Annotated in this window: 16 protein-coding genes; 11 read left to right on the plus strand and 5 right to left on the minus strand. The window is 43.3% G+C overall.

Going from position 1 to position 24,871, the window contains the following annotated elements:
• Positions 1-77 precede the first annotated feature (77 nt).
• Entirely contained in the window at positions 78-875 is a 798-nt protein-coding gene (locus tag V7K21_RS26350; RefSeq protein WP_335178449.1) for an MlaE family lipid ABC transporter permease subunit, read from the minus strand.
• Between the two features lie 410 nt (positions 876-1,285).
• On the opposite strand from V7K21_RS26350, the gene V7K21_RS26355 reads away from it, so the two are divergent.
• The 4 genes from V7K21_RS26355 (at position 1,286) to V7K21_RS26370 (ending at position 4,111) form a co-directional block, all read left to right on the plus strand.
• Entirely contained in the window at positions 1,286-1,582 is a 297-nt protein-coding gene (locus V7K21_RS26355; RefSeq protein WP_335178450.1) for a hypothetical protein, read from the plus strand.
• Between the two features lie 543 nt (positions 1,583-2,125).
• Entirely contained in the window at positions 2,126-2,947 is an 822-nt protein-coding gene (sppA, locus tag V7K21_RS26360) for a signal peptide peptidase SppA (protein ID WP_335022554.1), read from the plus strand.
• 127 nt (positions 2,948-3,074) lie between these two features.
• Complete coding sequence (aroH, locus tag V7K21_RS26365) at positions 3,075-3,488, plus strand: chorismate mutase (protein ID WP_335178451.1); 414 nt, start codon at positions 3,075-3,077, stop codon at positions 3,486-3,488.
• 71 nt (positions 3,489-3,559) lie between these two features.
• Positions 3,560-4,111, plus strand: coding sequence for an opioid growth factor receptor-related protein (locus V7K21_RS26370; RefSeq protein WP_335178453.1), 552 nt, complete (start codon positions 3,560-3,562; stop codon positions 4,109-4,111).
• 98 nt (positions 4,112-4,209) lie between these two features.
• On the opposite strand, the gene crtR is transcribed toward V7K21_RS26370, so the two are convergent.
• A complete protein-coding gene (crtR, locus tag V7K21_RS26375; protein WP_335178455.1) occupies positions 4,210-5,109 on the minus strand; it encodes a beta-carotene hydroxylase in 900 nt (299 codons plus the stop codon).
• A 367-nt stretch (positions 5,110-5,476) separates the two neighbouring features.
• Between crtR and pyk the strand changes: the two genes are divergently transcribed.
• Positions 5,477-7,246 (plus strand): pyruvate kinase, encoded by a 1,770-nt coding sequence (gene pyk / locus V7K21_RS26380; RefSeq protein WP_335178457.1) that lies wholly within the window; start codon positions 5,477-5,479, stop codon positions 7,244-7,246.
• A gap of 49 nt (positions 7,247-7,295) precedes the next feature.
• Here the strand turns inward: pyk and V7K21_RS26385 are convergent, their stop codons facing one another.
• Both V7K21_RS26385 and V7K21_RS26390 read right to left on the minus strand, forming a co-directional pair.
• A complete protein-coding gene (locus tag V7K21_RS26385) occupies positions 7,296-9,077 on the minus strand; it encodes a M61 family metallopeptidase (protein ID WP_335178459.1) in 1,782 nt (593 codons plus the stop codon).
• A gap of 83 nt (positions 9,078-9,160) precedes the next feature.
• Positions 9,161-10,759: a cellulase family glycosylhydrolase gene (locus V7K21_RS26390; RefSeq protein WP_335178461.1), complete on the minus strand. Its 1,599-nt coding sequence runs from the start codon at positions 10,757-10,759 to the stop codon at positions 9,161-9,163.
• A gap of 637 nt (positions 10,760-11,396) precedes the next feature.
• Here V7K21_RS26390 and V7K21_RS26395 point away from each other — a divergent pair.
• The gene (locus V7K21_RS26395; protein ID WP_335178463.1) at positions 11,397-12,122 is read left to right on the plus strand and encodes a hypothetical protein; all 726 of its coding nucleotides are present in this window, start codon (positions 11,397-11,399) and stop codon (positions 12,120-12,122) included.
• A gap of 454 nt (positions 12,123-12,576) precedes the next feature.
• On the opposite strand, the gene V7K21_RS26400 is transcribed toward V7K21_RS26395, so the two are convergent.
• Complete coding sequence (locus V7K21_RS26400) at positions 12,577-13,371, minus strand: hypothetical protein (protein ID WP_335178465.1); 795 nt, start codon at positions 13,369-13,371, stop codon at positions 12,577-12,579.
• 212 nt (positions 13,372-13,583) lie between these two features.
• Between V7K21_RS26400 and V7K21_RS26405 the strand changes: the two genes are divergently transcribed.
• The 5 genes from V7K21_RS26405 to bcsA all read left to right on the plus strand — a co-directional run bounded on the left by V7K21_RS26405 (position 13,584) and on the right by bcsA (position 24,263).
• Positions 13,584-15,338 carry a carbohydrate porin gene (locus tag V7K21_RS26405; RefSeq protein ID WP_442948922.1) on the plus strand — a complete coding sequence of 585 codons (1,755 nt, stop codon included), beginning with the start codon at positions 13,584-13,586 and terminating at the stop codon, positions 15,336-15,338.
• Between the two features lie 101 nt (positions 15,339-15,439).
• Complete coding sequence (locus tag V7K21_RS26410) at positions 15,440-17,692, plus strand: tetratricopeptide repeat protein (RefSeq protein ID WP_442948923.1); 2,253 nt, start codon at positions 15,440-15,442, stop codon at positions 17,690-17,692.
• 125 nt (positions 17,693-17,817) lie between these two features.
• Positions 17,818-19,077, plus strand: coding sequence for a glycosyl hydrolase family 8 (locus V7K21_RS26415; RefSeq protein WP_335178471.1), 1,260 nt, complete (start codon positions 17,818-17,820; stop codon positions 19,075-19,077).
• A 182-nt stretch (positions 19,078-19,259) separates the two neighbouring features.
• On the plus strand, positions 19,260-21,599 hold the full coding sequence (locus tag V7K21_RS26420) for a cellulose biosynthesis cyclic di-GMP-binding regulatory protein BcsB (protein ID WP_335178473.1): 2,340 nt from the start codon (positions 19,260-19,262) through the stop codon (positions 21,597-21,599).
• A 51-nt stretch (positions 21,600-21,650) separates the two neighbouring features.
• Positions 21,651-24,263, plus strand: a complete 2,613-nt coding sequence (gene bcsA / locus V7K21_RS26425) for a UDP-forming cellulose synthase catalytic subunit (RefSeq protein ID WP_335178475.1) — start codon at positions 21,651-21,653, stop codon at positions 24,261-24,263.
• Positions 24,264-24,871: the final 608 nt, after the last annotated feature.

Below are 24,871 nucleotides of genomic sequence, written 5' to 3' on the forward strand. Positions count from 1 at the left end.
TTAAGAGTTAGGAGTAAGGAGTTTTAACTCATAATTCCTAACCGGAGGCAGAGCGTCTCCGGCTTTACTCCTTACTTTTATAGGCCTTGCAAGAATGCACTGCCAGTCCCCTGAAACATTAACCAAGAAAGAAAGAAGTTGCTAACAAATATAATTAGTAAGGCAGTCACAACAGCAGTTGTGGTTGACTGTCCTACACCTTTGGCTCCTCCTGTTGTCGTCAACCCCCAACTGCAACCAATTACGGCGATTAAAATGCCAAAGCAACACGCCTTAATCATGGCGCTCAAAATATCCCAGATACCAAGAAAGTTACGGGCTGAGTCTAGAAATACCGTATCAGACAGGCTGTAGATATTTGTCGCAATAATTAATCCCCCGAACATCCCTGTTACCAAAGACAAGAGGGTTAAAATTGGTAGCATTAAACAGCAAGCAAGGACACGGGGAATAACTAGGTAATCGATTGGATCTGTTCTTAACATCAACATGGCATCGATTTGTTCTGTGACCCGCATGGTACCGATTTCGGCTGCAAAGGCAGAACCAACTCGCCCGGCCAAAACCACTGCTGTCAACACAGGAGCGAGTTCTCGTGTCAACGCGACAGAAAGCACTCCGCCGATAATGTTTCCTGCGCCAAAGTTGATAAATTCCCGCGCCACCTGAATGGTAAACACTGCGCCAACGAAAATAGCCGTCAATAGAGCAATAAATAGGGAATCAGGCCCAACTGCTGCCATTTGTTGCAAGGTGTTGCGCCGATGGATTTTGCCCCTCAATAGGTGAACTAGCACTTGCCCACCCAGAAAAATCGCTGCCAGCAGCCGCTGACTCCATTCTCCTAAACTGGATTTGGATGTAGTCTGGTTCAATGTTCTGTAGCTAACTCGGTAACTGCCTTAAGAATAGCGGAAGTGGTTGAGAATAGGGAATGGGGACTGGCGACTAGGGCATTGGTTATTTCCCCCATCTCCCCATACCCCCAACGGGGCTGAATATTAACTTAGATTAAAAATGCTCTCAGAAAATGAAGCTGTTGTTAAACATACTGCAAACCAATAAATAGGTACTAGCCTTGGCTATATACCTTGATTTTACAAGGTTTTCGTAGATTTAAGTCATTTTTTCTATCCCCAGCATGTGCTGTAACTGGTAGCAATTTCTTTTAATGAAAACTTAAGATTTTTGACAGATTGTCTGCTCTGAAGCGATCGCACGTATTGTAGAAAATGACAAACCGCTATCGAGCTATTGTCATCTCTACTCACGGAGTTTGTCCTAAATGACTATTTTCATTAACTTTCTCCGCTCTTTACTACTTACGATCATTTTTAGTTTTGTCGCTCCCATGTTACTCGTTGGCGGCGGACTGTTCCTTTTATCCCTCATCGGTCACTTACCCGGTTTACAAGAATTTACTGAGGCGATCGCTACTCAGATTATGCATTTTCTCGCTACCTTTGGCAGTGGAACTCCCCTGCGGGGATTATTTGTGATTAGCTTGACCTGGAGTTTCGTCGGGGCACTATTTGATATGTACGCTTATTATCGGTGTCAAATTTTACGAATTGATTCATAAGTAGTGTAAATACCTTTGTCAGGTGTTCATAGGCTGTACAACGAAGGAAAAAGTGATATTTCCAAAAGTGAAAGTACTACTGGTCTTAACCTAGATAGGGATTAGTGTTGCTGAATGAATTTTTCCTAATTAAATTTAGTACCGAAATTATTGATTAAATACTTATTATTCATTAGTTATTAGTTATTAATTACTGACGACTAGTACAGGTGCGCGACCGTAGCAAATCAATTATCAAGAGGTCAAAAAGATTAATTATCAAGGATTTTAAAATTTTGAATTCTACAAAACCGCTAAAATAGTCTGTGCTAAATCACTACGTTTGACGTTAAACTAGAGTTTGGCATTTTGTGTTAGCTGCAATCTTTAAGGACTTGATTAGCATTTCTTGAGAATATCAAAAAAAACTCACTGCCAAATATAAAAATTTCCTTAAAATCCTGATTAGCACAGTGTCTGCTTATGTTTCTTAACAGAGTAAACCAAGTCGTGTGACCTCTGGGCATCTATATTGAATTATATTACGAGGTATGTTGACAACTCATGATTTGGCCGTTTAAGCCCAAGTTTAGAAAACAAATTGCGCGGATTGAAATTACTGGTGCGATCGCCGGTGCTACTCGCAAACGCGTCCTAGAAGCCCTGAAAACTATAGAAGAAAAAAAGTTTCCGGCATTATTGCTACGTATTGATAGTCCTGGCGGTACAGTCGGAGATTCCCAAGAAATCTACAGCGCCCTGAAGCGTTTGCGCGAAAAAATTAAAATCGTCGCTAGCTTTGGCAATATTTCGGCTTCTGGAGGAGTCTACATCGGCATGGGAGCCGAACACATCGTAGCTAACCCAGGTACGATTACTGGTAGTATTGGTGTGATTTTGCGTGGGAATAACTTGGAACGCTTGCTAGAAAAAATTGGTGTTTCCTTCCAGGTAATTAAGTCTGGCCCTTACAAAGACATCTTGGCTTTTGACCGGGAACTAACTCAACCAGAAGCAAACATCCTGCAAGAGTTGATTGACACAAGTTATCAGCAGTTTGTCCAAACGGTAGCTGATGGCCGTTCTTTAGCAGTAGAAACTGTGAAAAGTTTCGCTGATGGTCGGATTTTTACTGGACAGCAAGCCCTAGAGTTGGGTGTTGTAGACCGCCTGGGTACAGAAGAAGATGCCCGTCGCTGGACAGCAGAACTGGTCGGTCTTGATCCGGAAAAAACTCTCTGCTATACCCTAGAGGAACGTAAACCTTTATTGAGTCGCCTTTTACCAGGAAGTCGTCAGGTTTCATCAGGAATTGGGGCTGGTATTGATTGGCTCGAATTTGAAATGTCTACCAGTGGTTTACCGTTGTGGTTATATCGTCCCTAGTATGAGTTAGGAGCGGAGCCAAAGACGCTCCGCCTCCAGTTATGAGTGAGCACTGAGGAGTTATGAGTTAAAAATCTTACTTCTCATTCTTAACTCCTCACTTTTGTGTTTTAAGGAGGATTTTGACGTGGACTGGCAAATGCGGGCTATTCGCGGAGCAACAACTGCTTCAGAAAATACTGTTGAGGCAATCCGAGAGGTGGTGACAGAACTACTAGATGAGCTGGAAAACCGGAATCAATTCCAGCCGAGGGACATGATTAGTGTGACTTTCTCTGTGACACGTGATTTAGACGTAATTTTTCCAGCTGCGATCGCCAGAGCGCGTCCTGGTTGGGATAATGTGGCCATGTTGGATGTGCAGCAAATGCATGTCGAAGGCAGCTTACAGCGCTGCATTCGGTTCCTAATCCACACCTATCTGCCAGCCTCCGCCTCAATTCATCATATCTATTTACGCAACGCCGCTAGCTTGCGTCCCGACTGGAGTTTGCCCCAATCATTACAAGCATCACAGCAAGCTGTTAAATCAAAAGTATAAATTACTTAAGAAGATTCATGTAAAAAAAGCACGAAATAAACTATTGATGTTGATTTGTGAGGTAGTTTGAAATGAATCATCAAAAACAACTCACTGCAATACTTGTTCCATTCTACTTAGGGGAGCAACGAGATTCCGAAGGTCGGACAATTCAAGAGATGTGGACTTGGAATTTTGAAAAATTGGAGTGCGCCCATGATTACATTCAGTGGTTGTTCCCTTTGCCTGAGCGAAGTGCATTCAACCGTGATGCACCCATCGTTGATGAGGAAGTAATTCAAGCATTTCAAAGCAACCCACACCTACGTCAAAATTTGCTGCGCTCCTTCACAATCATGCTTCAGTTTTATGGGTTGCAACACCATGAGAGTAATGATGGAAAAATAGTTGTCAGCCAGTCAGAAGACTATCCGAATCGGAAACTCGAGTGGGTCTGTATATTTGACCACAATTATCTTCGCATCACCCGGATCTTAAAGTGCTTAATGACATTTGGATTGGAGAATGAAGCCCAAGCGTTTTATGAATGCTTGCGGCAAATCTACCGTGAGGATAGTGATCAGATTGGAGGTAAAACATTTCAGTATTGGACAATTGCAGTTAAACCCAATGCGACAATGTAATAATCTCGTTGGCTGCCGATGGGATTGAGATGGTTAGTTGAAACTGAGAGCCTGATGTGCTTTGAGGCTATCTGTAGGCATCCCTTTATGCAACAACTCTATTCTTTGTGGTGATCAAACCGAATTCCTAAAAAAATGTCATAAACAAACTCAAAAAAGTCCTTTTTTTGTAACAATCCTGAAGTTTGATAACATCCTTTTTTATCTAAAAGTGGCTTCATCACATAGTATGCAGGCTGGTAATTATACCAAGGAATAGAAGGCCACAGATGATGAATTAAGTGGTAATTCTGTCCCATAATCAGGATATTCAGAATTGGGTTAGGATAAACGCGAGCATTTTTCCAGCGATCGCGCTCCGCAAAAGGACGATGGGGCAAATAGTCAAAAAATAATCCCAGTGCTATCCCTACCACGAAAGCCGGTATAAACCAAAAATTGAGAATATAACCCAAAAAGTGGTACTGCACTGATATATAAACGATTACACCAACAATCAAGCGGCTGATGAACCATTCTAGTAACTCATATTTACGCCACAGTCGCCGTTGAAAGAAAAACACCTCGTGGTACAAAAACCGCACCGCAATCAGCCACAGCGGACCACCCGTAGAGACATAATGATCTGGGTCGTCCTTGGGATGGTTGACATGGCCATGATGCTGCAAATGCACCCGCGTAAACACTGGAAAAGCAAAAGCTAGCATCAATGCACTGCCATGCCCTAACATCGCATTCATTACCCGGTTGCGATGGGCAGATTGGTGACAAGCGTCGTGAATTACAGTCCCAGCACAATGCAAGGCAATAGTGTTAACACAAAAGCACAACCAGTGCGGCCATTCCCAAAGCCAATAACCAAAGCTAGATAACACTAGCATTGCCACAGCTATGAAAAACAGCAGTAGCGTACGATTGAAATCACCAGGAGGCGCTAAAAATTCCTTGGGTGGGATTGTCAGTGGCTTTTGTGCCTCCGATGCGATCTTCTCTAACATTGACTCCTTCTTAACCAAACATTACAAATATACGATAAAGATGAGGGAAGAATAAATTTTTGTAAAGTTTTATATAGTAAGATTTATCTACAGCTTTGCATATCAGTAGATGAATAACGCTATGATTCCAGACAAAGCCTAGTCTTTACTGACAAGTAAGGGATGATTCGCAAGAAGTTGATCGGATAAACTCCTTTGTTGGGAGGATGGATACAAGATTGATGTACTATATCTAGTCTATCCCACAGCCCCCACTCTTCCATAAACCCTCTCTAACTGCTTATATCTATTGATATAGCAGTAACTGAAAAGGAGATGCCACTCAAGTTACGATGACTTCCCAGATAGCTCCCTAACTTCAGCCCCTATGCAATTAAGAGATTCTCTGCGCCGGACAAAAATTGTCGCTACTATCGGCCCCGCCACTAGCAGTCCTGAAATGCTCAAGGCAATTATTGAAGCGGGAGCCACGACGCTGCGGCTAAACTTCTCCCACGGAACTCATGCCGACCATCAGCGTAGTATTCGCTTAATTCGGCAAACCGCCTTTGAGCTAAATCAGCCAGTGGCTATTCTCCAAGACTTGCAGGGTCCAAAAATTCGCTTGGGGAAGTTTGACAACGGGTCTATAGTTGTGGCAAAAGGCGATCGCTTCACCTTGACAAATCGTCCGGTGGTCGGTACGCACGAAATTAGCTGCGTCACTTATGATTATTTAGCCGAAGAAGTCCCAGTTGGTGCCAAAATCCTCCTCGATGATGGACGTGTAGAAATGGTTGTAGAGGAGATTAACCGTGACAAAGGTGATTTGCATTGTCGCATTACCGTGCCTGGTAAACTTTCTAACAATAAAGGCGTAAACTTTCCCGGCGTTTACCTGTCAATTAAAGCAATGACCGACAAAGACCGAGAGGATCTGATGTTTGGTCTAGATCAGGGTGTAGATTGGGTGGCACTTTCCTTTGTCCGCAATCCACAGGACATGATCGAAATTAAAGAGCTAATTTCGAGTACAGGCAAGCAAGTGCCAGTGGTTGCCAAAATTGAAAAGCATGAAGCCATCGAACAAATGGAGGCAGTTCTGGCTTTGTGTGATGGCGTCATGGTTGCCAGAGGCGATTTGGGCGTGGAATTGCCAGCGGAAGATGTCCCTGTACTCCAAAAGCGGCTAATTGCTACAGCAAATCGCTTAGGGATTCCCATCATCACCGCCACCCAGATGTTAGACAGCATGGTGAGCAATCCCCGTCCCACTCGTGCGGAAGTGTCGGATGTGGCAAATGCAATTCTAGATGGCACAGATGCTGTAATGCTCTCCAATGAAACTGCTGTCGGCGACTATCCAGTAGAAGCCGTGGCGACTATGGCGCGGATTGCCGAGCGCATGGAGCAGGAGGAAGCCCAACACTCAAACCTACGTTCTTTGAAAGATACCCGGCGCTCCATTCCCAACGCTATTAGTCAAGCTGTAAGTCAAATTGCCGAACAATTAGGTGCAGCGGCAATCATGACGCTAACGCAAACTGGGGCAACAGCTCGCAATGTCTCTAAGTTCCGCCCCCAGACACCGATTTTGGCAGTGACACCCCATGTGAATGTGGCGCGGCAGCTACAGATGGTGTGGGGAGTAAAACCGCTGTTGGTGCTAGGATTACCTTCCACTGGTCAGACATTTCAAGCTGCGATCAATGTGGCTCAGGAGCTTAAGTTACTGTCTGAGGGAGATTTAGTAGTGATGACCGCTGGCACACTCCAGGGAATTTCCGGCTCCACAGATTTGATTAAGGTAGAGGTGGTGACGGCAATACTAGGCCACGGAATTGGACTGGGACAAGGTTCAGTGAGTGGTCGTGCCCGGGTGGCTAATACTGGCATGGATGTAAGTAACTTTAATCCCGGAGACATATTGGTTGCACCCCGTACTAGCGCCGATTTTGTCGAGGCAATTCGGAAAGCTGCCGGGATTATTACCGAAGATGAAAGTCTCACAAGTCACGCAGCAGTCATTGGCTTGCGTCTCGGTGTGCCAGTGATTGTCGGCGTGAAGCAAGCAGCGCAGGTGATTCGGGATGGGGCTATTATAACGTTGGATCTGCAACGGGGTTTGATTTACTCTGGGGCGGTGAGAACGCCTTAGCACTGGGGATTGGGGACTGGGAAAAATTTTCCTAATCCCTAATCCTTGATCAAACAGTTGCGATCGCTACCCCAAGCCATCCAGCAAAGTTTTGCTGCTGCATGGAGTCAGGATGCTCAACAGGTTTTACCTGATATCGAGTCGGACGTGGTAAGGCGAGGGTGATGGAATAGGTACGCAGTTCGTCTTGATGGAAAACTGTGACTTCAATTGTATCGCTTGGTTGGTAATCTTTGAGGCGATCGCTTAAACCATTCCCCGTTACCTTAATCCCATCAATTGCTAACAACTCATCACCTGCATCAATTCCCCCTGCTTGTGCAGGTGAACCAGTCTCCACAAATTTAATGATCTCCCGCCCATTCTCTGTATTTATTCTCACACCCAGGTAAGGTTCTTCTTGCTGTTCAGCTACCAACTGCAAGCCAAAGGGTTCTAAATACTCATTAAAAGGCAAATCGTCAGTGCCATCAATGTAGCGTTTAAAGAAATCAGTCAAATCGATACCTGCAACAGATTCTATAACTTCCTGCAACTGTTCTGGAGTATAGCCAATTTCAGCTTGCCCAAATTGCTGCCACATTTTCAGCATCACGTCATCGAGGGAGCGCTGATTATCGTGAGTAGAGCGAATCAGTAAATCCAGCAACAGGGATACCATTTCTCCTTTTAAATAGTAAGAAATTTGGGAATTACCGCTATTGGCATCGGGGCGATAGAGTTTTATCCATGCATCAAAACTCGACTCAGAAACGGGTTGTACCTTGCGCCCCGGTGTCGTTTCATATCTGGTAATTTCCTTGCCTAAATTATTCAAATACGACTGAACATCAAAAATTCCTGCCCGCAAAGGAATTAACAAGTCGTAGTAACTAGTAGTACCCTCACAAAACCACAATGATGGTGTGTAGTTTTCCTGGTCGTAATCAAAAATCTCTAATGCTTTAGGGCGAATTCGCTTGACATTCCACAAGTGAAAGAACTCGTGTGCAACTAATTGGATAAAGCGATCGTACTTATCCTGAGCGCGAAACCCAAAACGTTGGTAAATTAAGGAGCAAGAGTTTTTATGCTCCAAACCGCCAAAAGCTTGGCTAAATAAATGTACGAGAAACACGTATCGTTCATAGGGCAAACCGCCGAACATCTGCGCTTCTACCTGGACAATGTTTTGGATATCAGCAATCATCTGCTGGGCTTGGAAATTACCTTGTCCCCAGATTGCCAGTTCATGGGGTTTTCCCAAAACCTCAAATTTATACAATTGGTGGCAACCAATCTCAAAGGGAGTATCAACAAGAGTATCAAAATCGCCAGCCAAGAAAGTATTCGTTTCTTCAGCAACGGGTGGCAGGGCAGTAGTTACCTGCCATTCCAGGCGTGGCGGTACGATAGTGACGCGAATGGGTTGCTTCTCACAGTCCGGTATTCTAAAAAATAGTGCCGCACCGTTGAAATAACCGTGGGTGGCATCTAAGTGATTTGTCCGCACCGATAGCTCATTCGCAAAAATGCGGTAACGTACAGTTAATTCTGAAACACCCGTTTTGTTTACCTGCCAGTGATTTTTACTGATCTTGTGCCAAGGTAAAGGCTTATCCTCTGCAAAAGCCATAAAATCCTGTAAATTCTTAGCATATTCCCGAACTAAGTAGGAACCAGGTGTCCACACTGGTAGCTTTAAATCGAGAATCGGCGAGGGGTAATTGACAAGGTGTAAAGTCACCTCAAACAGATGGGTTTCTGGTTGAGACATTGCCACCAGGTAATGAATCGTTGGCCTGGTTTCCTGAACATAGATATTGGGACGAGTTGCTGTTGCTTCAGTCATCTTGTGTTCTGAGTTAATATTCAATAGTTAATCGGATTGGTGATTTCTCCTATGATGACAAATTCGCCTCTTAACTTTTAACTTCAAATTGAAACAGCGGCTATTTGCTGTGGTTGGTAGTCAGAACCAAGTTTGCTGGCACAAAACCCAGTATCCCGTACTTGATTTGGTTCAATTGTTTTTCCCCAGTCCAAAGGAGCCACTAGATACTGTATTGCTCTTTGCTGCTTAAAATCTGCGTTCCAAGAGTTATTAATCTTAGCTTGATTCATCTGAAACGCCAGTTGCCAGTTGTTAACCTTGATATTGCCCTGATTTGCAATTTTGAACTTGACACAAAATCCGGTTTCCCAGTTGGAATAGATGTCAGTAGTAACTTTTAGTTGACCAGCATCAGTAGGAGATGAAGAGACAGAAGGAGTAGGAGTTGGGGAAACAGGAGGATTACTTGGTTGGTCTGGCTGTTGAAGTTGTACAGATGGAAGCAGTTGGGACAGTAATTGCTGCTTGGGTAGATCAACACTTTGCCAATCATCTAGTAAAATTCCACCTGTATCACTACTATTAGGATTCCAACTCCAGTAAGTAAAGCTCAAGTTATTTTTTTGAATGTATTTCACCAACTCATTTTGCCAAATTCCTTCTTGGGAATTTAAATCTACTTTCCGTCCACCAAACTCCCCAATCAAGATGGGAGCAATATTCTCACTAGCGATATAGTTAAATCCTATTTGCCAGCGATCAATTAGATTTTGAGGGAAGTTAGAGGCAGAAAAGTAAGGCTGATTGTATACCCCAGCGCCGTACTCATGAGGAGAATAGACTAGCTTATGAGAACGAGATAAACGTACTGGGTAGCGTTTCACACCTTCTAAATTTCCACCATGCCAATGCTGTGGCAGTTTTTGACCGGGGACATTCTTTTCCACTCCTTCAACGACAATCAGCCAATTAGGATTGACACTGAGAATCGCATTGCCTGCGCGTTCTGCTGCTAATCGCCAGTCAGTATTGATGTTGTTATCACCCCAGCTAGCTTTGCCGTGAGGTTCATTTTTTAAGTCTGCGCCAATAACGTTATCTTGATTTTTGTATCTGATGGCTAACATTTTCCAAGTATCGATCCAGTCTGCTTCCGTAAAGCCGTCTCCATACCACAACTCTGGAATTTGCTGGTCGTTAAGACGGTGGCTATCGAGCAGAATTAGCAATCCTTGACGTTCCGCTTCCTGAATAAGTAAGTCCATTATCTCCAAGGGTGTTTTACCTTGAAGTTCTTTGTTGCTGCCAATTCCAAAGTCAATGCCACTTACATTAAGCGATCGCAATCCTGCCACAGAATAAGGTAACCGGATGAGGTTATATCCCAAACTTTTAATCTGCGCCAGCATTTCTTTATAATCTCGTTTCCATAAACCGTCAGGGGCGTGCGTATCAGTCTCCATACCAAACCAGTTAACACCTCTGGGCAATACAACCTTGCCTTTCGCATCCACAATTGTTCTACCAATTGTTGAAAGTGGTAGAACAATTGGCGTCGCAGCCCTAGAAGCATCTAGCTGAATATTAGCAGGTGCCTTAGTCAAAATAATTACTAAAAATACTACTAAACTTAAGGAGAATATTAGCAATTGCTTATGTAACCTCAATATTCTTGGTTTATTTTTATGGATAACTTGCATACTATTACTTTTATTGAAGGACAATATCTAAGTCAAATTAACAGAGAAATATCTAATGGTTTCTACAGCATAATAATTTTTACAGTATCTTTACGTAAAAATTATTTTTGTCAATCTAATTTTTAGCTGACGATAAATATTCGTCGTTTGATTACAATGCATTTATTTTCCAGCTTTTTGTATTACTTAATTAACCTTCCATACGTTTAACCATCTTAATAGTATTAGATCAATATTTAGCTACTATTGTTTCTGCATCCGCAAAAATTGGATAGTAGAAGTCAAGAACGCCAAAATCTTTGACTGGTAATACGTATAATTTTCTATCTATATTTTGCATTTCTCTTTATATAATCTGTGGTAGTTACTTAATTTACAAAAAATTTACGTAATTTACTGACTTCTTCATGAGTTGTCTATTGAAAACATCTCGTATCGAGAATAACTTAGATATTAAGGCAGTACAGATGTTGACTGACCGTAAAAACTCCAAGTTAGATGTTACAAGCGGTAATTAAATCTGCTGCAATCTATCCACAGCCTTTTATTTAACAAAAGTTTCCTAAATATGACACTTTCTGCACTGCAAAAATTCTTAGTACTACCTGCGATCGCTTCTCTAAGTGTATTTTCTTTAATGTCATTTCCCCTTGCTACATTAGGTGATAAGCAAATAGCCATCAAATTTCAGGAGGAACCTATTTTTGACGGAAAACTTAGAGATATTGCTATTCCTTACGTAGTTTTTGCAACTGCACTTAGTATAGGGTCTGGAATTTCAGCACTTGCTTTCTGTGGTTGGCGAAATTCTTCTTCAAAATCAGCAAAAATTCAGCAGGAATTATCTAATCTAGATTTGCACTTACAGCAAAAGGAAGCATTACTAAAAGAATGGCAAGTTTCCGAGCCTCGGTTGCAAGTTTCTGGATTGAGCGCTTTTTTAGATGACGAGATGCCTTTTGATCAAGCTTTCAGTTCAAAAAGCGCAATAATTGGATCTCAACCTGTTGAAGCGCAAATGCCGATGCACACACAGCTGATAAATCCTGTACCAGAGGTTGCAACTAAAGAAAATAGTACCACCATGACAAATGTTGCTGCTACTTCTACGTTTGCATCTGCCCAAACTTTCCTTGGCTATGCTCAAGAAAATCCGAACAGCACCAAAGAAGTTGCTGCTGCTCGTGAAGTAAATCAAATAGCAATCATACCATCAGAATTTGAAGAGTTGCAAAAACAAATTAAAGATATGATGTTACAGATGCAGGTAATGCAGGACAATTTACAAATAACGCCTCAAGCAACAAATGCTGAAGTAGAATCCACAGCTAAATTTCAGATCTACTATAATACTGTTCTTTAAAATCTGCTCAAACCTGTTTATCAAACGACAAAAACTGAAGATAAATAGGTTTAATGTTCATTACTACATCTTTGCGTCATAGACAAATAAAAAGCAAGGGATTAGAGAAGCAGAGGAGAAGATTTAAACCACTCAAGAGCATAGAAGTATAGAGCAAGTGCCTTTAGATATGAATTTACTTTCTATCTCTTTTGCGAAGCTTCCGAAATTTCCACAACTCTCTTAATGAGGACAAGCACTTTTATTTACAGACAATGCCCACTCAATTGGTGGTTATTGGGCAATTAATATCTGGATGCCAGCGCTCATATTGAGGCTGGTATTCCAGTTTTCATTTATCAAAAAGAGAGTAATGGATGGCTATAGTACCCCGTCCTCAATCAAGTAGGAAGTAAGGTAGGGGTACATAGATATAAACAGGATTATTTTATAGATTTGATGCCCATTTTAATTCTTACCTGAGAAACTCTGAAGGAGTCACATAGGCATTCGTTTGCCTATTTTTAACTGATGGAAGTAGGGTAGTTTTAGAAGCTATAGATTGCGGTGGGATTTGATATCGGTTTCCCCAACCACCATTCAAGTCTTCCGGTTGCAGACGAGGTGGCATTGTTTTCCCCATAGGTAGGGGTATTGTTAAGGTTTGGCTAACTTGTAAATATTTTTCCCCTTCGTTAGTAAAACGAATCAACTTGCTTTCAATCTTTTCAAGCTGTTGATTTTCTGACTTTAACTTTTGAGAGTTTTGATTATCTGGCTGTTCCCACTGACTAGCAGGATCGAAAATAGCTACAAATGTAACGCCACCTTCTGGAAACAGTCGTATTTGTGCTGGATTTGCTTGCCAGACTTCTTGGAAACTACCATCGGGTGAAACTTGCCACAGATTCAACGCAGCCTCCCATTGCCCCTGTTTCACTTCCACAATTTGACGAGCCAGAATTGAACGGTTAGTATTCGTATCTGAGTTCAGCAAAGCTTCTGCTTGTCCTAATACTGGACGCAAGTAACGCACAGCAACCACTGTAATCTTGCTAGACTCAGGCAGATTGGTACTACCAACGACGTTGTATACACCTTTACTTGATATAGGTTGTATATTTCCAATTTCCATCACCACCTTTTCTTGTGCTTTTTGAACACAGCCATAACTGGCAGCTAAAAGCATAAGGCAAATGGCGACCTGGAGATTAGCAGTAAATAAAACTTTAAATCTAAGAAAAATAGTCTCTAAATCAAGTTTTTTCATGAATTAGGCATTTTTTTGGGCTTATTTCCCAATAAATCAGGTTTTTACCTATTATGCCCAATTTATTTTGATAAATAACAAGTTTTATCGACTCATAATCGAATTAATCGAAAATTACAAAATTTATTGTATATAGTGGTTACTACTCATTTAATTTGCTAAAGTTGCGACATTCAATAACCTAAATATGTAGTTGTTACCCAACTAAGCTGATGAGGCAAACAGTATTCGATTGTTATAAATTTACTTTTTCAATTCAGTACTACAAGGTTTATCCACTGCTTTGCACTTTCGCTGTCTCGATTTGCTGGGTACTGGCAGTGAGCGAAAAGTCTTCAGCTCAGGTCAACCCATCTCAGCTACAGAGTAGCGACTACCAATTGGGCTTAACAGAACCGCTACCAGTGCCTAAATTACCTGTAAAGAAGAGTCAATCGCAGTCAGGGTCGCAAACATTGACTCCTCCACCCGTAACGACTGGTGTCGCAGTTGCACCGATCGCCAATCCAGTGGACAAAGTTGTGCAACCCAAACCAGTCAACGATCTCCAACAATTGGAGAGTGTCTTCATCCAGCAGCAGGTAACTGGAAAAGCCCCAGCAGCACATAGTTCTGTTGCACCACGAGTGGCAGGTGGGGACACTTCTGACGCATTGCAGGGACAGATGAACAACTCAGAGCCACCAATTAGCTCAGTTGTAACTCCACTGCCACCACTCGCCAACTCGTCTGCAACGCAAGAATTCACTGCACCAGCAGCACCAACTTTTAATCAACTACTCAGTTCCCAAACAGCCCCCCTGCCGCCACTTCCTAACTTGCCTGCAACGCAAGAATTCACTGCACCAACAGCACCAACAGCACCAACTTTTAATCAACAATTACTCAATCCACAGACAACACCATCAGTCCCTAGTCCAACTCCCACACCAAGCACAGCAGTATCAGTAACTACTCAACAACGCCGCAAGCTCACTAGCAGTAGTTTAAGGGAACCCTCTTTACAATTCCAAGGAGTTTATATCACCCAAGGCAGCGACACCTCAGCCCGGGCGAGAGTCACAGGAGTCTACCCACTTTCTCCCCAAGCTTTGGTTGGGGCAACCCTGGACTTAACCAGCCAAGGCAGCAGCTTGGATGACTCCCGAAACGAGGGTTTGAACATCAACGAGCTTTATTTGGCGACTTCACTAGCAGGAGTACCTAATCTGCGATTAGTGATCGGTCAAATAGATTTAACGTCTTATTTTGATAACAATAGTTTTGCTAAAGATGGGGCTAGTCAATTCTTTAATCCGGTGTTTCAAACTAACCCAGCACTGGCAGCGACAGGGATTAGTTCACGCACTGGTTTGTTAGCCGATTGGAGTGTCACCGACAATATTGAAGCGAAAGCAGCAGTCTTTTCATCAGCAAACAAAATCGGTGATTTTTCTTTAGATGGATTTGCTGGAGAAATCGGTATCCGTTATGGCAATGCAATTATTCGTGGTACTTATGCCAGCGATCGCGACGCTGGTGTTCGTGATAGCTTCCTCGAAAGCTTTAGCATTCCCAGAGGTAACAATCAATTTGGCCCGGAAGCAAACGATCGCGAAGAAGCATATGGCCTCAACGCCGAAGTCTTTATTCCCAATTTGAAATTAGGTTTGTTTGGGCGCTATGGTCGTTACGAAAATCGCACTTTAGGAGAGGGTGCAAATACTTACGTTTTTGGAGCTAGTTTTTTGGATCTGTTTACCCCAGATGACAAACTAGGAATAGCTTATGGACTTCCTCTCTCTAACGATCGTCTCCGTCGGGGAGACCGTCCAGATGTATTAGAAATGTTCTATGATTTTAAATTTATTTCCAATTTCCGGCTAGGCTTTACGGTTCAGGCACGTGATGATTTCTCGGAAACAGTCTTCGGGATCAGGGTGAAATCAGATTTTGATGTCACTCCCAGAGGGAGAATTGCTCAATGAGTCAAAACAATATAGATAAAAGGCAAAAAGTAAAAGCTAAAAAAATTAAATATTGTTCTCTTTTTACTTGTTCATTCTTCCTTTTTACTTACTTATTAACTGTGCCGCCTTTGGGCAGCATTGCCCCTGCTCAAGCACAAAACTTATCAGCATCGGCACAAAAAGGTTTTGCATTATTAAAAAAAGGCTGGATTAATGATGCGATCGCAGCCTTCCAGCAAGCCCTCAAAAGTCAACCGCAATCTTCGCCAGTTAGATTAGGACTAGCGATCGCTTATCGCAAGGCCGGACGTATTCCTGAAGCTTGGAGTGCTTATCAACAAGTACTGGCTGTAGATCCCAACAACCAACTAGCTTTAAAGACAGTTGGTCTACTGGCTACTTATCGTTCTGAGTGGAACTTAAAAGGAATTGAGGCTCTAACAACTTTATTAGAGTTAAATCCTAATGACTCAGAAGGTCGTGGTTACCGTGCTCTACTCTACTCCTATCAAGGACGATTAACCGAATCCCTGGCAGACTACCAAATCGCGCTGAACAACAACCCCACACCAGAGGCAGTCGTTGGTGCGGCTCAAACTTATAGTTACAGTGGGGATTTTCCGAAAGCACTGGAGTTATTTAACCGCTATCGCTCCACTGGCAAAACTATTACAGGGTATGCAGCAGTAGCCTACGGTCGCACCTTACGAGAAACAGGCAATCCTGGAGGAGCAGTACAGGTGTTAGAAGCGCAGTTACAGCGCTCCAATAAACTTGACTCAATGGGGATTGAAACTCGTAAAGAACTGGCTGTAGCATACCTTGTCAATCAACAACAAGCCCAAGCGTTGGCAGTCTTAGATGTATTACAGGGAAGGCCAGATGCGATTTTGCCCTTAGCGCGATCGCTCAATGAAATTCGCAAGTACACCAATAACCCCACCCTCACTCAGCAAGTTTTTAATCTCTACAGTCAAGCCCTCCAAACCGATCCCAACCCTTCCCCCAAACTACTGCGCGAAGTCGCTGATGTCTTTAGTGGGTTTCCTGAAGGACGACAAACGGCGCTGCAATTGTATCAACGGGTGGCGTCAGAATTTCCCAACGATCAAAGTTTGTTAGTCCAGCAATTAGCTTTGGAAAATCAGTTAGGTTTACTCGGTAAAAATGACTTGAGACAGCGTTTGGCGACTGTAATGCAATCACTGCCGAGCGATCGTGTCCAGTTGCAACAGCTAGCTAATGCCTTAGTGAACATTGATCTTCCCGATCCGGAATTTTTACCTGTATACCAAAATCTTTTACAAATGGGGGTTAACGTACCGTTTTTGAATTTTCGGGTGGCGCAAATGTATGTGCAGCGCCAAGACTTGAATGGCGCAAGGCTTGCCTTGGCAGCTTACACAGCTACCCCCGCAGGTGCTAAAGACCTCGCACCCCAGTTGCTAGCAGCAGAAATTGAGCGTCGTGAGGGTAGTCTGGAAGCTAGTGCCCAGCGTTACCAAGCTGTGCTTGCTAGCAAGCCAAATAGTAGCGATATTATTAATGCTGCTTTGGGCGGACTGGCTGGAGTACGACTGCAACAAAAGCGTTTTGATGAGGCTGTGACAGTTTATGACCAATTGATAGCTCGCAATCCTCAAAATTTGTCGATTCAACTAGGGCGTGCTAGTATCGCCTATCAAGCCAAGCGAATCTCCCAACCAGAAGCAGAGGCAGTTCTCAACAATTGGTTAGCTACACAACCTGCAACCAATACTCCTCCAGAACTATACAGTTTGTTAGAAGCGTTGCCTGCTGATCCACAAAGAGAAGCTTTATATAGTTACCTACTAGAAACTGATCCTACTTCTATACCATTACAACTGCGCTTGTTACAAGTGATAGCAAAACGAAATCCAGCCCAAGCACAAGCACGGATGAAGCAGTTGATTGCTCGCATTCCCAACACTCCTGACTCATCCCAGTTGCAGGCAGAGTTGGCTCGATCTGTAGGTGATTTGAATTTGGCTAGCAGTACCTATCAGAATATTTTGGCGCAGCAACCAGATAACATCGATGCCCTAGCGGCTTTGGGCGGAATTCGCTTTGAACAGCGCCGCTTTGAATCGGCACAGGAGATTTATGCTCAAGTGTTGGCACAAAAACCGGAAGACAAAGACGCACGCCGCGCTCTTGCTGGATTGAATGCGATTTTAGATCAGCCTTTGACAGCATTAGCACAGTTAGAACGATTGCAACTAGAAACAGCCGCCGAAGGAGGAACCGATAGTGATGCATCCCGGCAAATACAGCAAATCCAAACAGACTTTTTGCTCCGACGAGGATTTCAACCCCCTTGGCAAGACTATCAACGTCGAAACAGGAATTAGCGATCGCTTAAATTTCTTCATGAAAGTTAATTTTGAACAACTACAAGGGAACAATAAGGGCAGGAAAATGGTACTCTCACACTCTCCCCATCGGCTAATATTTTACAAATCAAACTGTTCTTAGGATGTGGCACTTCCCAAGAGTGGCAGCTATTGCCAGCCTAATTGGTTTATCTGCCTGTATCTCTAGTTACTGGGCAGCTAAACCCAAAACACCGGATGATCGAACTCCGGTAGCAAACGTCCCCACTGAAGGTAGTAGTCAAAATCTCACTGGATTGTTAGGTGATCTTCCTAAATCCACCCCCAACCGGGAATTACTAGCTCAAAGCTGGGATAACTACCGTCAAAGATTTATTCAGTCAGACGGACGGGTGATTGATTACGAAGCAAGCGAGCGCTCAACTAGTGAAGGTCAAGCCTATGCTTTGCTACGAGCAGTACTGATTAATGATCCGGCAACTTTTGCCCGGACTTTAAACTGGTCAGAAAATAACCTCCAGCGCCAAGCGGGTGGTAAAGGCACAGATAGTTTGTGGGCTTGGAAATGGGGACGAAAGAAAGATGGTAACTGGGGTATTATCGACACCAACTTTGCCAGTGATGGAGATATAGATGCGATTACTGCCCTAATTTTGGCATCACGGCGTTGGAATCGACCCGAATACTTGGAACTGGCAAAACTTAAACTGCAAGATTTATGGAACCTCTCCACCATCTCAGAACCACAAGGTAAGCGCTACCTGTTACCAGGGCCTGTGGCTGCATTTGTCCCGAATGCATCTACCTTTTACCTGAATCCCTCTTATTTTGCTCCTTATGCTTTTCGCATCTTTGCACAAGTTGACCCCCAACATGATTGGTTGAGTTTGGTAGACAGCAGCTATCAAGTGTTAGAAAATTCAGCAAAGCTTTCTAGCGTGGGTTTACCCAGTGACTGGGTAGCTTTAAATACCAAAACAGGACAATGCCAAATCCTCCCAGCATCTAGTACTCTGAAGAGTTTGTATGGCTTTGATGCCTATCGAGTCTGGTGGCGTTTGTCGTTGGATGCTGCCTGGTTCAACTCACCTCAAGCGCAACGCTATCTAGCGACATCCACTCAGCATCTGCAAAAACTGTGGAGTAAACAATCGAGTCTACCAGCACGCATTGATCTCCAAGGGAAAGCATTAGTGAATTACGAAGCTACATCCCAATACGCTATGTTGTATGCTGCCATGCAGTTGGTGGAACCAGCAATAGCTCAAGAATTGCTTGTAAAAAAAATACTGCCTGAATACAAGCAGGGAATTTGGGGAGACCAATCTGCTTATTATACCCAGAATTTGGCTTGGTTAGGATTGCTACCTCCAAAGACAATTCCCCAGCAACTGCTTAAATGACATTCCCTGACACTGAGTTAGGGCACGGGCTGACCAAATAAGCTTTACTCCCAGCAGACTGACTCTGTTTGATTTAGTTTAAAAAATCCGATGAGATAATTTTTAAGTTCTAAAAGCAACTAACTGGTTGCGTTTTTTACGTAAAAACTTTGAGTAAATTAACACTAAAATCACGCTCTACCATGAAGCAGTTGTTTCATCTTTCCCAAATTAGTAAAAAAGCAATTATTGTTACTTCGTGCTTTTTTTTGTTTCCTAGTTCATTATTCAGCGCTCAAGCTCAAACCAAAGGCGATCTGCAACAGCAAGTAACTTTATTAGCTCAAGCAACGACATCAGAAAATAGTAGTAAAGCAGACTTAAAAGCTCCTAGTGCCAAGAACCTGGCAACTTACATCCTAGAATTTAATCGTAGTCCGATTGTGGGCAACCGGATGCGCTTACGCGGGGTCTACTCAGAAGGTCGTCTTGCCTTTACTCGTCCTCGTGGCTGGAAACTAGATCGGGGTAAGGTACAAGCTTTAATCCGTTTTCAACACTCACCAGCACTGTATGCCAATCGCTCTAACTTGACCGTGCTAGTCAATGGCACCAGTGTCGGGAGCGTACCACTTAACCGTAAAGAGTCCCAAGTAGGTCAAGTACTGTTCAATATCCCACCAAAGCTGATTCAAGACTATAACGAACTCATATTGGTGGCACAGCAGAATAACACCCTCGAATGTAGCGACCCTAGTAGCCCCGACTTATGGACAGAGATTCTGCCAGATTCCAAACTAATCTTGAACTATGAACGGCAGCCGACTACCCTGAATTTCAGCCGCTATCCTTATCCTTTCTTTGACGAACTCGGCTTAGAAACTAACCAAATTGCTTACTTGCAACCGAGTCAAGTTAATCAATCCTGGTTGACAGCAGCAGCTCGCTTACAAGCGGCATTGGGGAGAATCGCAGATTTTCGCCCGATTCAGACGAGCTTGGTGTCTGATGTTGCAAGCGTGAAGGCAAATGAACGCTTGGTAATCATTGGTACTCCAAATGAGCAACCATCTCTAAATACTTGGAAGAATTTGCCCCTGAAAATCGTCAGTAATCAAATTATTGATCGTGATAACAACCCTGTAACAGATGAAACAGGGGTGTTAATGATTACTAAAACTGAAAAGAGCGGGGTTCCAGTTTTAATTGCCACTGGCAACAGCACAAAAGCTGTGGAAAAGGCAACCCAATTTTTATCACAGCCAGACTTGCGGAAAATAGGGACTGGTCAGGTAGTTTTCGTCAATACCCTCAAAGAAAGTTTGACACCAGGACTCCGCCAGTGGCCTCGTTATTTGCCAGAGCAAAATTCTTTTAAACTGGGCGATATCAAAACCCAGGTAAATGGTGAGCCGTTTAGTGATGTCACTGTACGGGGAATGGGAGCACCGCCAATTGAAGTTGATTTTCGCGCTTTACCAGATGATCGGTTTGTTCGGGGTAGTTCTATGAATCTGGTGTACAGCTACGGGCCGCAGGTTAATCCTAGAACTTCTGCGATCGAAGTTTTACTGGATGGAGTTTTCATTGGTGGGGCCCGTCTTGATTCTGAGTCGGGGGAAACTCACAAAAACCTCAAAGTCAATTTGCCGGAAAACTTGGTCAAACCTAACTCGAAACTGCAAGTTTTTTTCCGGATGAATCCTAGAGAACCGTTTGACAAACAGAACTGTCTTCAGCCACCAGATCAACAACTTACAGGGACGGTGCATTCTGATACTAGCTTCGACCTGAAGCGAGAAATCTCTACACAACTACCAGACTTAAACCTGCTGAAATTCGGTTTTCCCTTTGCTGCACCACAGGATTTGTCCCAGACGGCGATTGTAGTGCCACAAATCCCCTCGAAGATAGATATTTTGACCTTGTTAGCCTTTAGCGAACGCTTAGGAAGGCTCAGTCAAGCAGATGCCATCAAACTAGAAGTTTACACGCCAGATGCCTTGCCGACAAAAGTCCGTAAAAATGACCATTTGGTAGGAATTGGAACGCGAGAAGAGTTTCCTTTTCCGGAAGTGTTTAATTCCAGTGGCTTTAACTTGAGTCAGGCATTTTCCCGCTCTTCTGCCTATGCTGTGGTTCAGACCCCACAGGACACACAAGGCATGATTAAGCAAATTATCTCTCCTTGGAACAGCGAGCGCGTCGTTCTGGCTTTAACATCTCAAACTGAAACTGGTTTAGAGCGAGTGCGACAAGTCCTCAATCAAGATCCGTGGTTCTTCCAACTCAAAAAGGATACGGTGCTAATTAGTAGCGATCAAAAAGACCCAGTTTCCTACGATGCTGATGCCTATCAACTACAGTTTTTCCAAAGCGCCCCGAACACTCGTCGTTGGGAAAATACCAGTCTCCTCAGTAAGGCATCACGCTTTTTACAAGAAAATTGGCTATTGCTACCTGTAGGCATTTTGAGTGTCTCTCTAATTCTTTACGGCATTGTTCAGTTGTATCTCAAGCGGCTAACTGCTGACAAAAAGTAGACTCTTTCGGTTAAATATTGCCAATTTTAAATTTCAAAATTTAGATCCAAAATGTCTTCTTCCCCAGATACATCGCCTCGTAAATCACGCGATCGCCAGCGCTTCAAATTGAGCAGTTGGCTGATTGATATTACCCCCCGATTTTTTGACCGCATTCTCCAAAGGGTGGGTGTGAAACACTTTAAATGGTTTATCCTGCTGCTATTGTTGCTCTCAGTGCCACTGATTGTTACCCCAATAGAAGTTTGGCAGCAGGGATTGGTAGCAGTGTTTCTTGTGTTACTTGGTCAACTAATCATACACGCAGAGTTTCAAGAGTCCTCTTCAGAAATCAGTCAGTATTATCACTTATTTCTGCTGTGGCTGAGTATGGTAACAACGCTGCGTTATTTATACTACCGCACCAGCTATACCCTCAACTTTGATGGTTGGCTCAACAGCATTGCTTGCCTATTTTTGTTTGCTGCTGAACTTTATGCCATCCTTACCTTAGTACTAGCGTACTTTCAAACCCTGAAAATTCAAGAACGCCAACCAGTTAATCTCACAACCATTCCTGTTGAGGAATGGTACAAAGTTGATATTTACATTCCCACTTACAACGAAGACGTGGAGATTGTTCGTAAGACTGCCGTGGCAGCCTTGGCCTGTGATTATGCTCCTAATAAAAAACAGGTTTATGTCCTTGATGATGGTCGCCCAGAAAAGTATAAAGAGAACGACCCACGTCGAGAACAGTTTAGCGCCAGACGGGAACAGCTACGGCAAATGTGCCAAGAACTCGGCTGTATACACATGACGCGGGACAATAACGACCATGCTAAAGCGGGTAATATCAATGCTGCCTTTTACAAAACTGGCGGCGATTTAGTGTTGATTTTGGACTGTGACCACATCCCATCACGGCAAATTCTTCTGCATACAATGGGTTTTTTCTTCGATCCCAAAGTATCGTTTGTCCAAACTCCCCACTGGTTCTATAACCCCGACCCCTTCGAGCGTAATTTGGTCACCAAAGGTAGAATACCCGCAGGTAATGAACTGTTTTATAAGGTACTGCAAAAGGGTAACGATTTTTGGAATGCCGCCTTTTTCTGTGGTTCTGCAGCATTAATCCGCAAATCCCACGCTTTAGAAGTTGGGGGAATTGCAGTGGAAACAGTGACGGAAGATTGCCACACTGCCTTACGATTACATTCGCTGGGTTACAAATCTGTCTACTACGACAAAATTATGGTGGCTGGTTTAGCACCAGAAACGTTTTCTTCTTATGTAGGGCAACAAGTGCGTTGGGCAAGGGGGATGGCGCAGATTCTGCGATTGGAAAACCCCGTTTTTAATCCGAAGCTGAACCTGACAGTTGCCCAGAGGATTTGTTATTTCAGTGCAACTTCCCACTTTTTGTATGGCTATCCCCGTCTAATATATGCGATCGCTCCCCCACTATTTTTATTATTTGGCATTAACTCTGTCCAAGGTTTGGGTTTAGAAACTCTAGCCTATGCCCTACCCCATATTCTCCTTTCGCTTTTTACTAACTACATCATTTACAAAAACGTCCGGTTCTCGTTCTGGAACGAAATTTTTGAATTTGCGATGGCTTTCCAGGCTGGGTGGGTGACCATGTTAGCACTGTTTAATCCCAAGCTGGGTTCATTTAACGTTACTGACAAAGGAACGTCTATAACCAAACGCACCTTTGATTGGGAATCGATGCGTGGTCTTTTAGTGGTAACAGGACTTGTAGTCTCTTCCTTGCTGGCTGTTCCCTATTGGCTGCTGCTACGTCCTGAAGATTGGCAAGCAGTCTTAGTTAACACCATGTGGTCTATTTTTAACCTGGTTTTACTGATAGCTGCTTTGCTGGTTGGCTTTGAACAACCGCAAGTACGTTCTGCCCACCGTTTACAGCGTCGTCTCCCCATCTTAATTACCAGTAACAGTCAAACAATCATGGGCAAAACGGTGAATATCTCGGAAACTGGGGCATTAATTTCCTTGGAAACCTGGCCCAATTTGCTGGATGAAGTGGAAGTTGAGGTGATGGGAGATTATACTGCTAGCGCTTCCCTAACGGCGCAGATTGTCCGAGTCTCCCCTATTAATGATACAGAAACGCTTTTGGCAGTTGATTTTGTGAAGCTCAATAACGCCCAACGCGATGCTTTAACTCTAGTTTTGTATTCTGATGTGCAAGAGTGGTATTCTCAAAAGGGGCAGTATGTAGACCGACCCATAGCTTCCCTTGGATTCCTCGCTACGAGTCTGACTCGGGCCTTGCGTGACATCAAACAAACTAGCCGTAAAAAGGTACGCAAGCAGGTAAATAGTAATAGCCAACTCTACTGGGATGGTAACTTCTTTTTTGGAGTAGCCACAGAACTAGGAACAACGGGTTTGCGCTTGGAAATAGAGGATAAAAAAGCCGTGTCTTCTCACAAAATGCTAGGACAACAGGATTTGCACACGATGCGAACTGTTAAACCATTAGTTGGTTTACTGTTGAATGAGTATGGGGATAACCTCTCATCTAACCGATTCGTTGCCGAAATTTATGTAGTAGAAGAAGAGGTAAATGGCAATATTGCGATCGAGTTAATTTTTCCAGATAAATTCAAAGAACGCCAAGACACCAAAATTAAACAACTGTTGCAGGTTCTGTAGCAGAAGTAATTGACTAGGTTTTGATTAGCGCAAGCTCCATTTCAGTCCAGATGTTGCTTGCGCTTGGGAGTGTTTTAAACAGAACTGGCCCTTTTAAGGTCATCTGTAATAATTTAAAGTAAAGCGCATTTTGTCAATCAGTAAAAATACTCAAAATCGTCTGATTCAAGTCTTATTGAAAATGATAATAGTGCAGGGGTGAGGGTTGTATTTGACTACGAATTTTAGATAAAAGATTTTAGATAAAAGATTTTTTGGTTCATGCCCCGCCCGGACAACTCTTGGAGACGCTAACGCGAACGTCCCGCTGCGCTAACGTGGGCGGAATAAATCCAAAATTCTCAATGTTTATTATTCGGCTTGCCCCATACCCTTGTGGTCGGGGTCAACATTGAGCGAACCCAAAAGCGTCTCTAAGAGTTGCGAAAGTGTCAATCCAAAATTGTCAATTCCATTATCCAAAATTGATTGACCCTAGCTTGATGCTGGCCACCCTACAGGATCTTGCTACAGACTCAATACTTTTCGGTTAAGAATTAAGCAGTATTGATAATGGAAAAATTAAGTGGCTGGCGTTGAGTACCAGTTCCTCTATCGCATGGTTTCTT

The sequence above is a fragment of the Nostoc sp. genome, from assembly GCF_036919595.1.
GTDB lineage: Bacteria > Cyanobacteriota > Cyanobacteriia > Cyanobacteriales > Nostocaceae > Nostoc.

Coding starts and splice junctions, on each gene's coding strand:
- V7K21_RS26355 (WP_335178450.1), top strand. CDS start 1,286: ATGACTATTTTCATTAACTTTCTCCGCTCTTTACTACTTACGATCATT.
- sppA (WP_335022554.1), top strand. CDS start 2,126: ATGATTTGGCCGTTTAAGCCCAAGTTTAGAAAACAAATTGCGCGGATT.
- V7K21_RS26370 (WP_335178453.1), top strand. CDS start 3,560: ATGAATCATCAAAAACAACTCACTGCAATACTTGTTCCATTCTACTTA.
- crtR (WP_335178455.1), bottom strand. CDS start 5,109: ATGTTAGAGAAGATCGCATCGGAGGCACAAAAGCCACTGACAATCCCA.
- pyk (WP_335178457.1), top strand. CDS start 5,477: ATGCAATTAAGAGATTCTCTGCGCCGGACAAAAATTGTCGCTACTATC.
- V7K21_RS26385 (WP_335178459.1), bottom strand. CDS start 9,077: ATGACTGAAGCAACAGCAACTCGTCCCAATATCTATGTTCAGGAAACC.
- V7K21_RS26390 (WP_335178461.1), bottom strand. CDS start 10,759: ATGCAAGTTATCCATAAAAATAAACCAAGAATATTGAGGTTACATAAG.
- V7K21_RS26395 (WP_335178463.1), top strand. CDS start 11,397: ATGTCATTTCCCCTTGCTACATTAGGTGATAAGCAAATAGCCATCAAA.
- V7K21_RS26400 (WP_335178465.1), bottom strand. CDS start 13,371: ATGAAAAAACTTGATTTAGAGACTATTTTTCTTAGATTTAAAGTTTTA.
- V7K21_RS26405 (WP_442948922.1), top strand. CDS start 13,584: ATGAGGCAAACAGTATTCGATTGTTATAAATTTACTTTTTCAATTCAG.
- V7K21_RS26415 (WP_335178471.1), top strand. CDS start 17,818: ATGTGGCACTTCCCAAGAGTGGCAGCTATTGCCAGCCTAATTGGTTTA.
- V7K21_RS26420 (WP_335178473.1), top strand. CDS start 19,260: ATGAAGCAGTTGTTTCATCTTTCCCAAATTAGTAAAAAAGCAATTATT.
- bcsA (WP_335178475.1), top strand. CDS start 21,651: ATGTCTTCTTCCCCAGATACATCGCCTCGTAAATCACGCGATCGCCAG.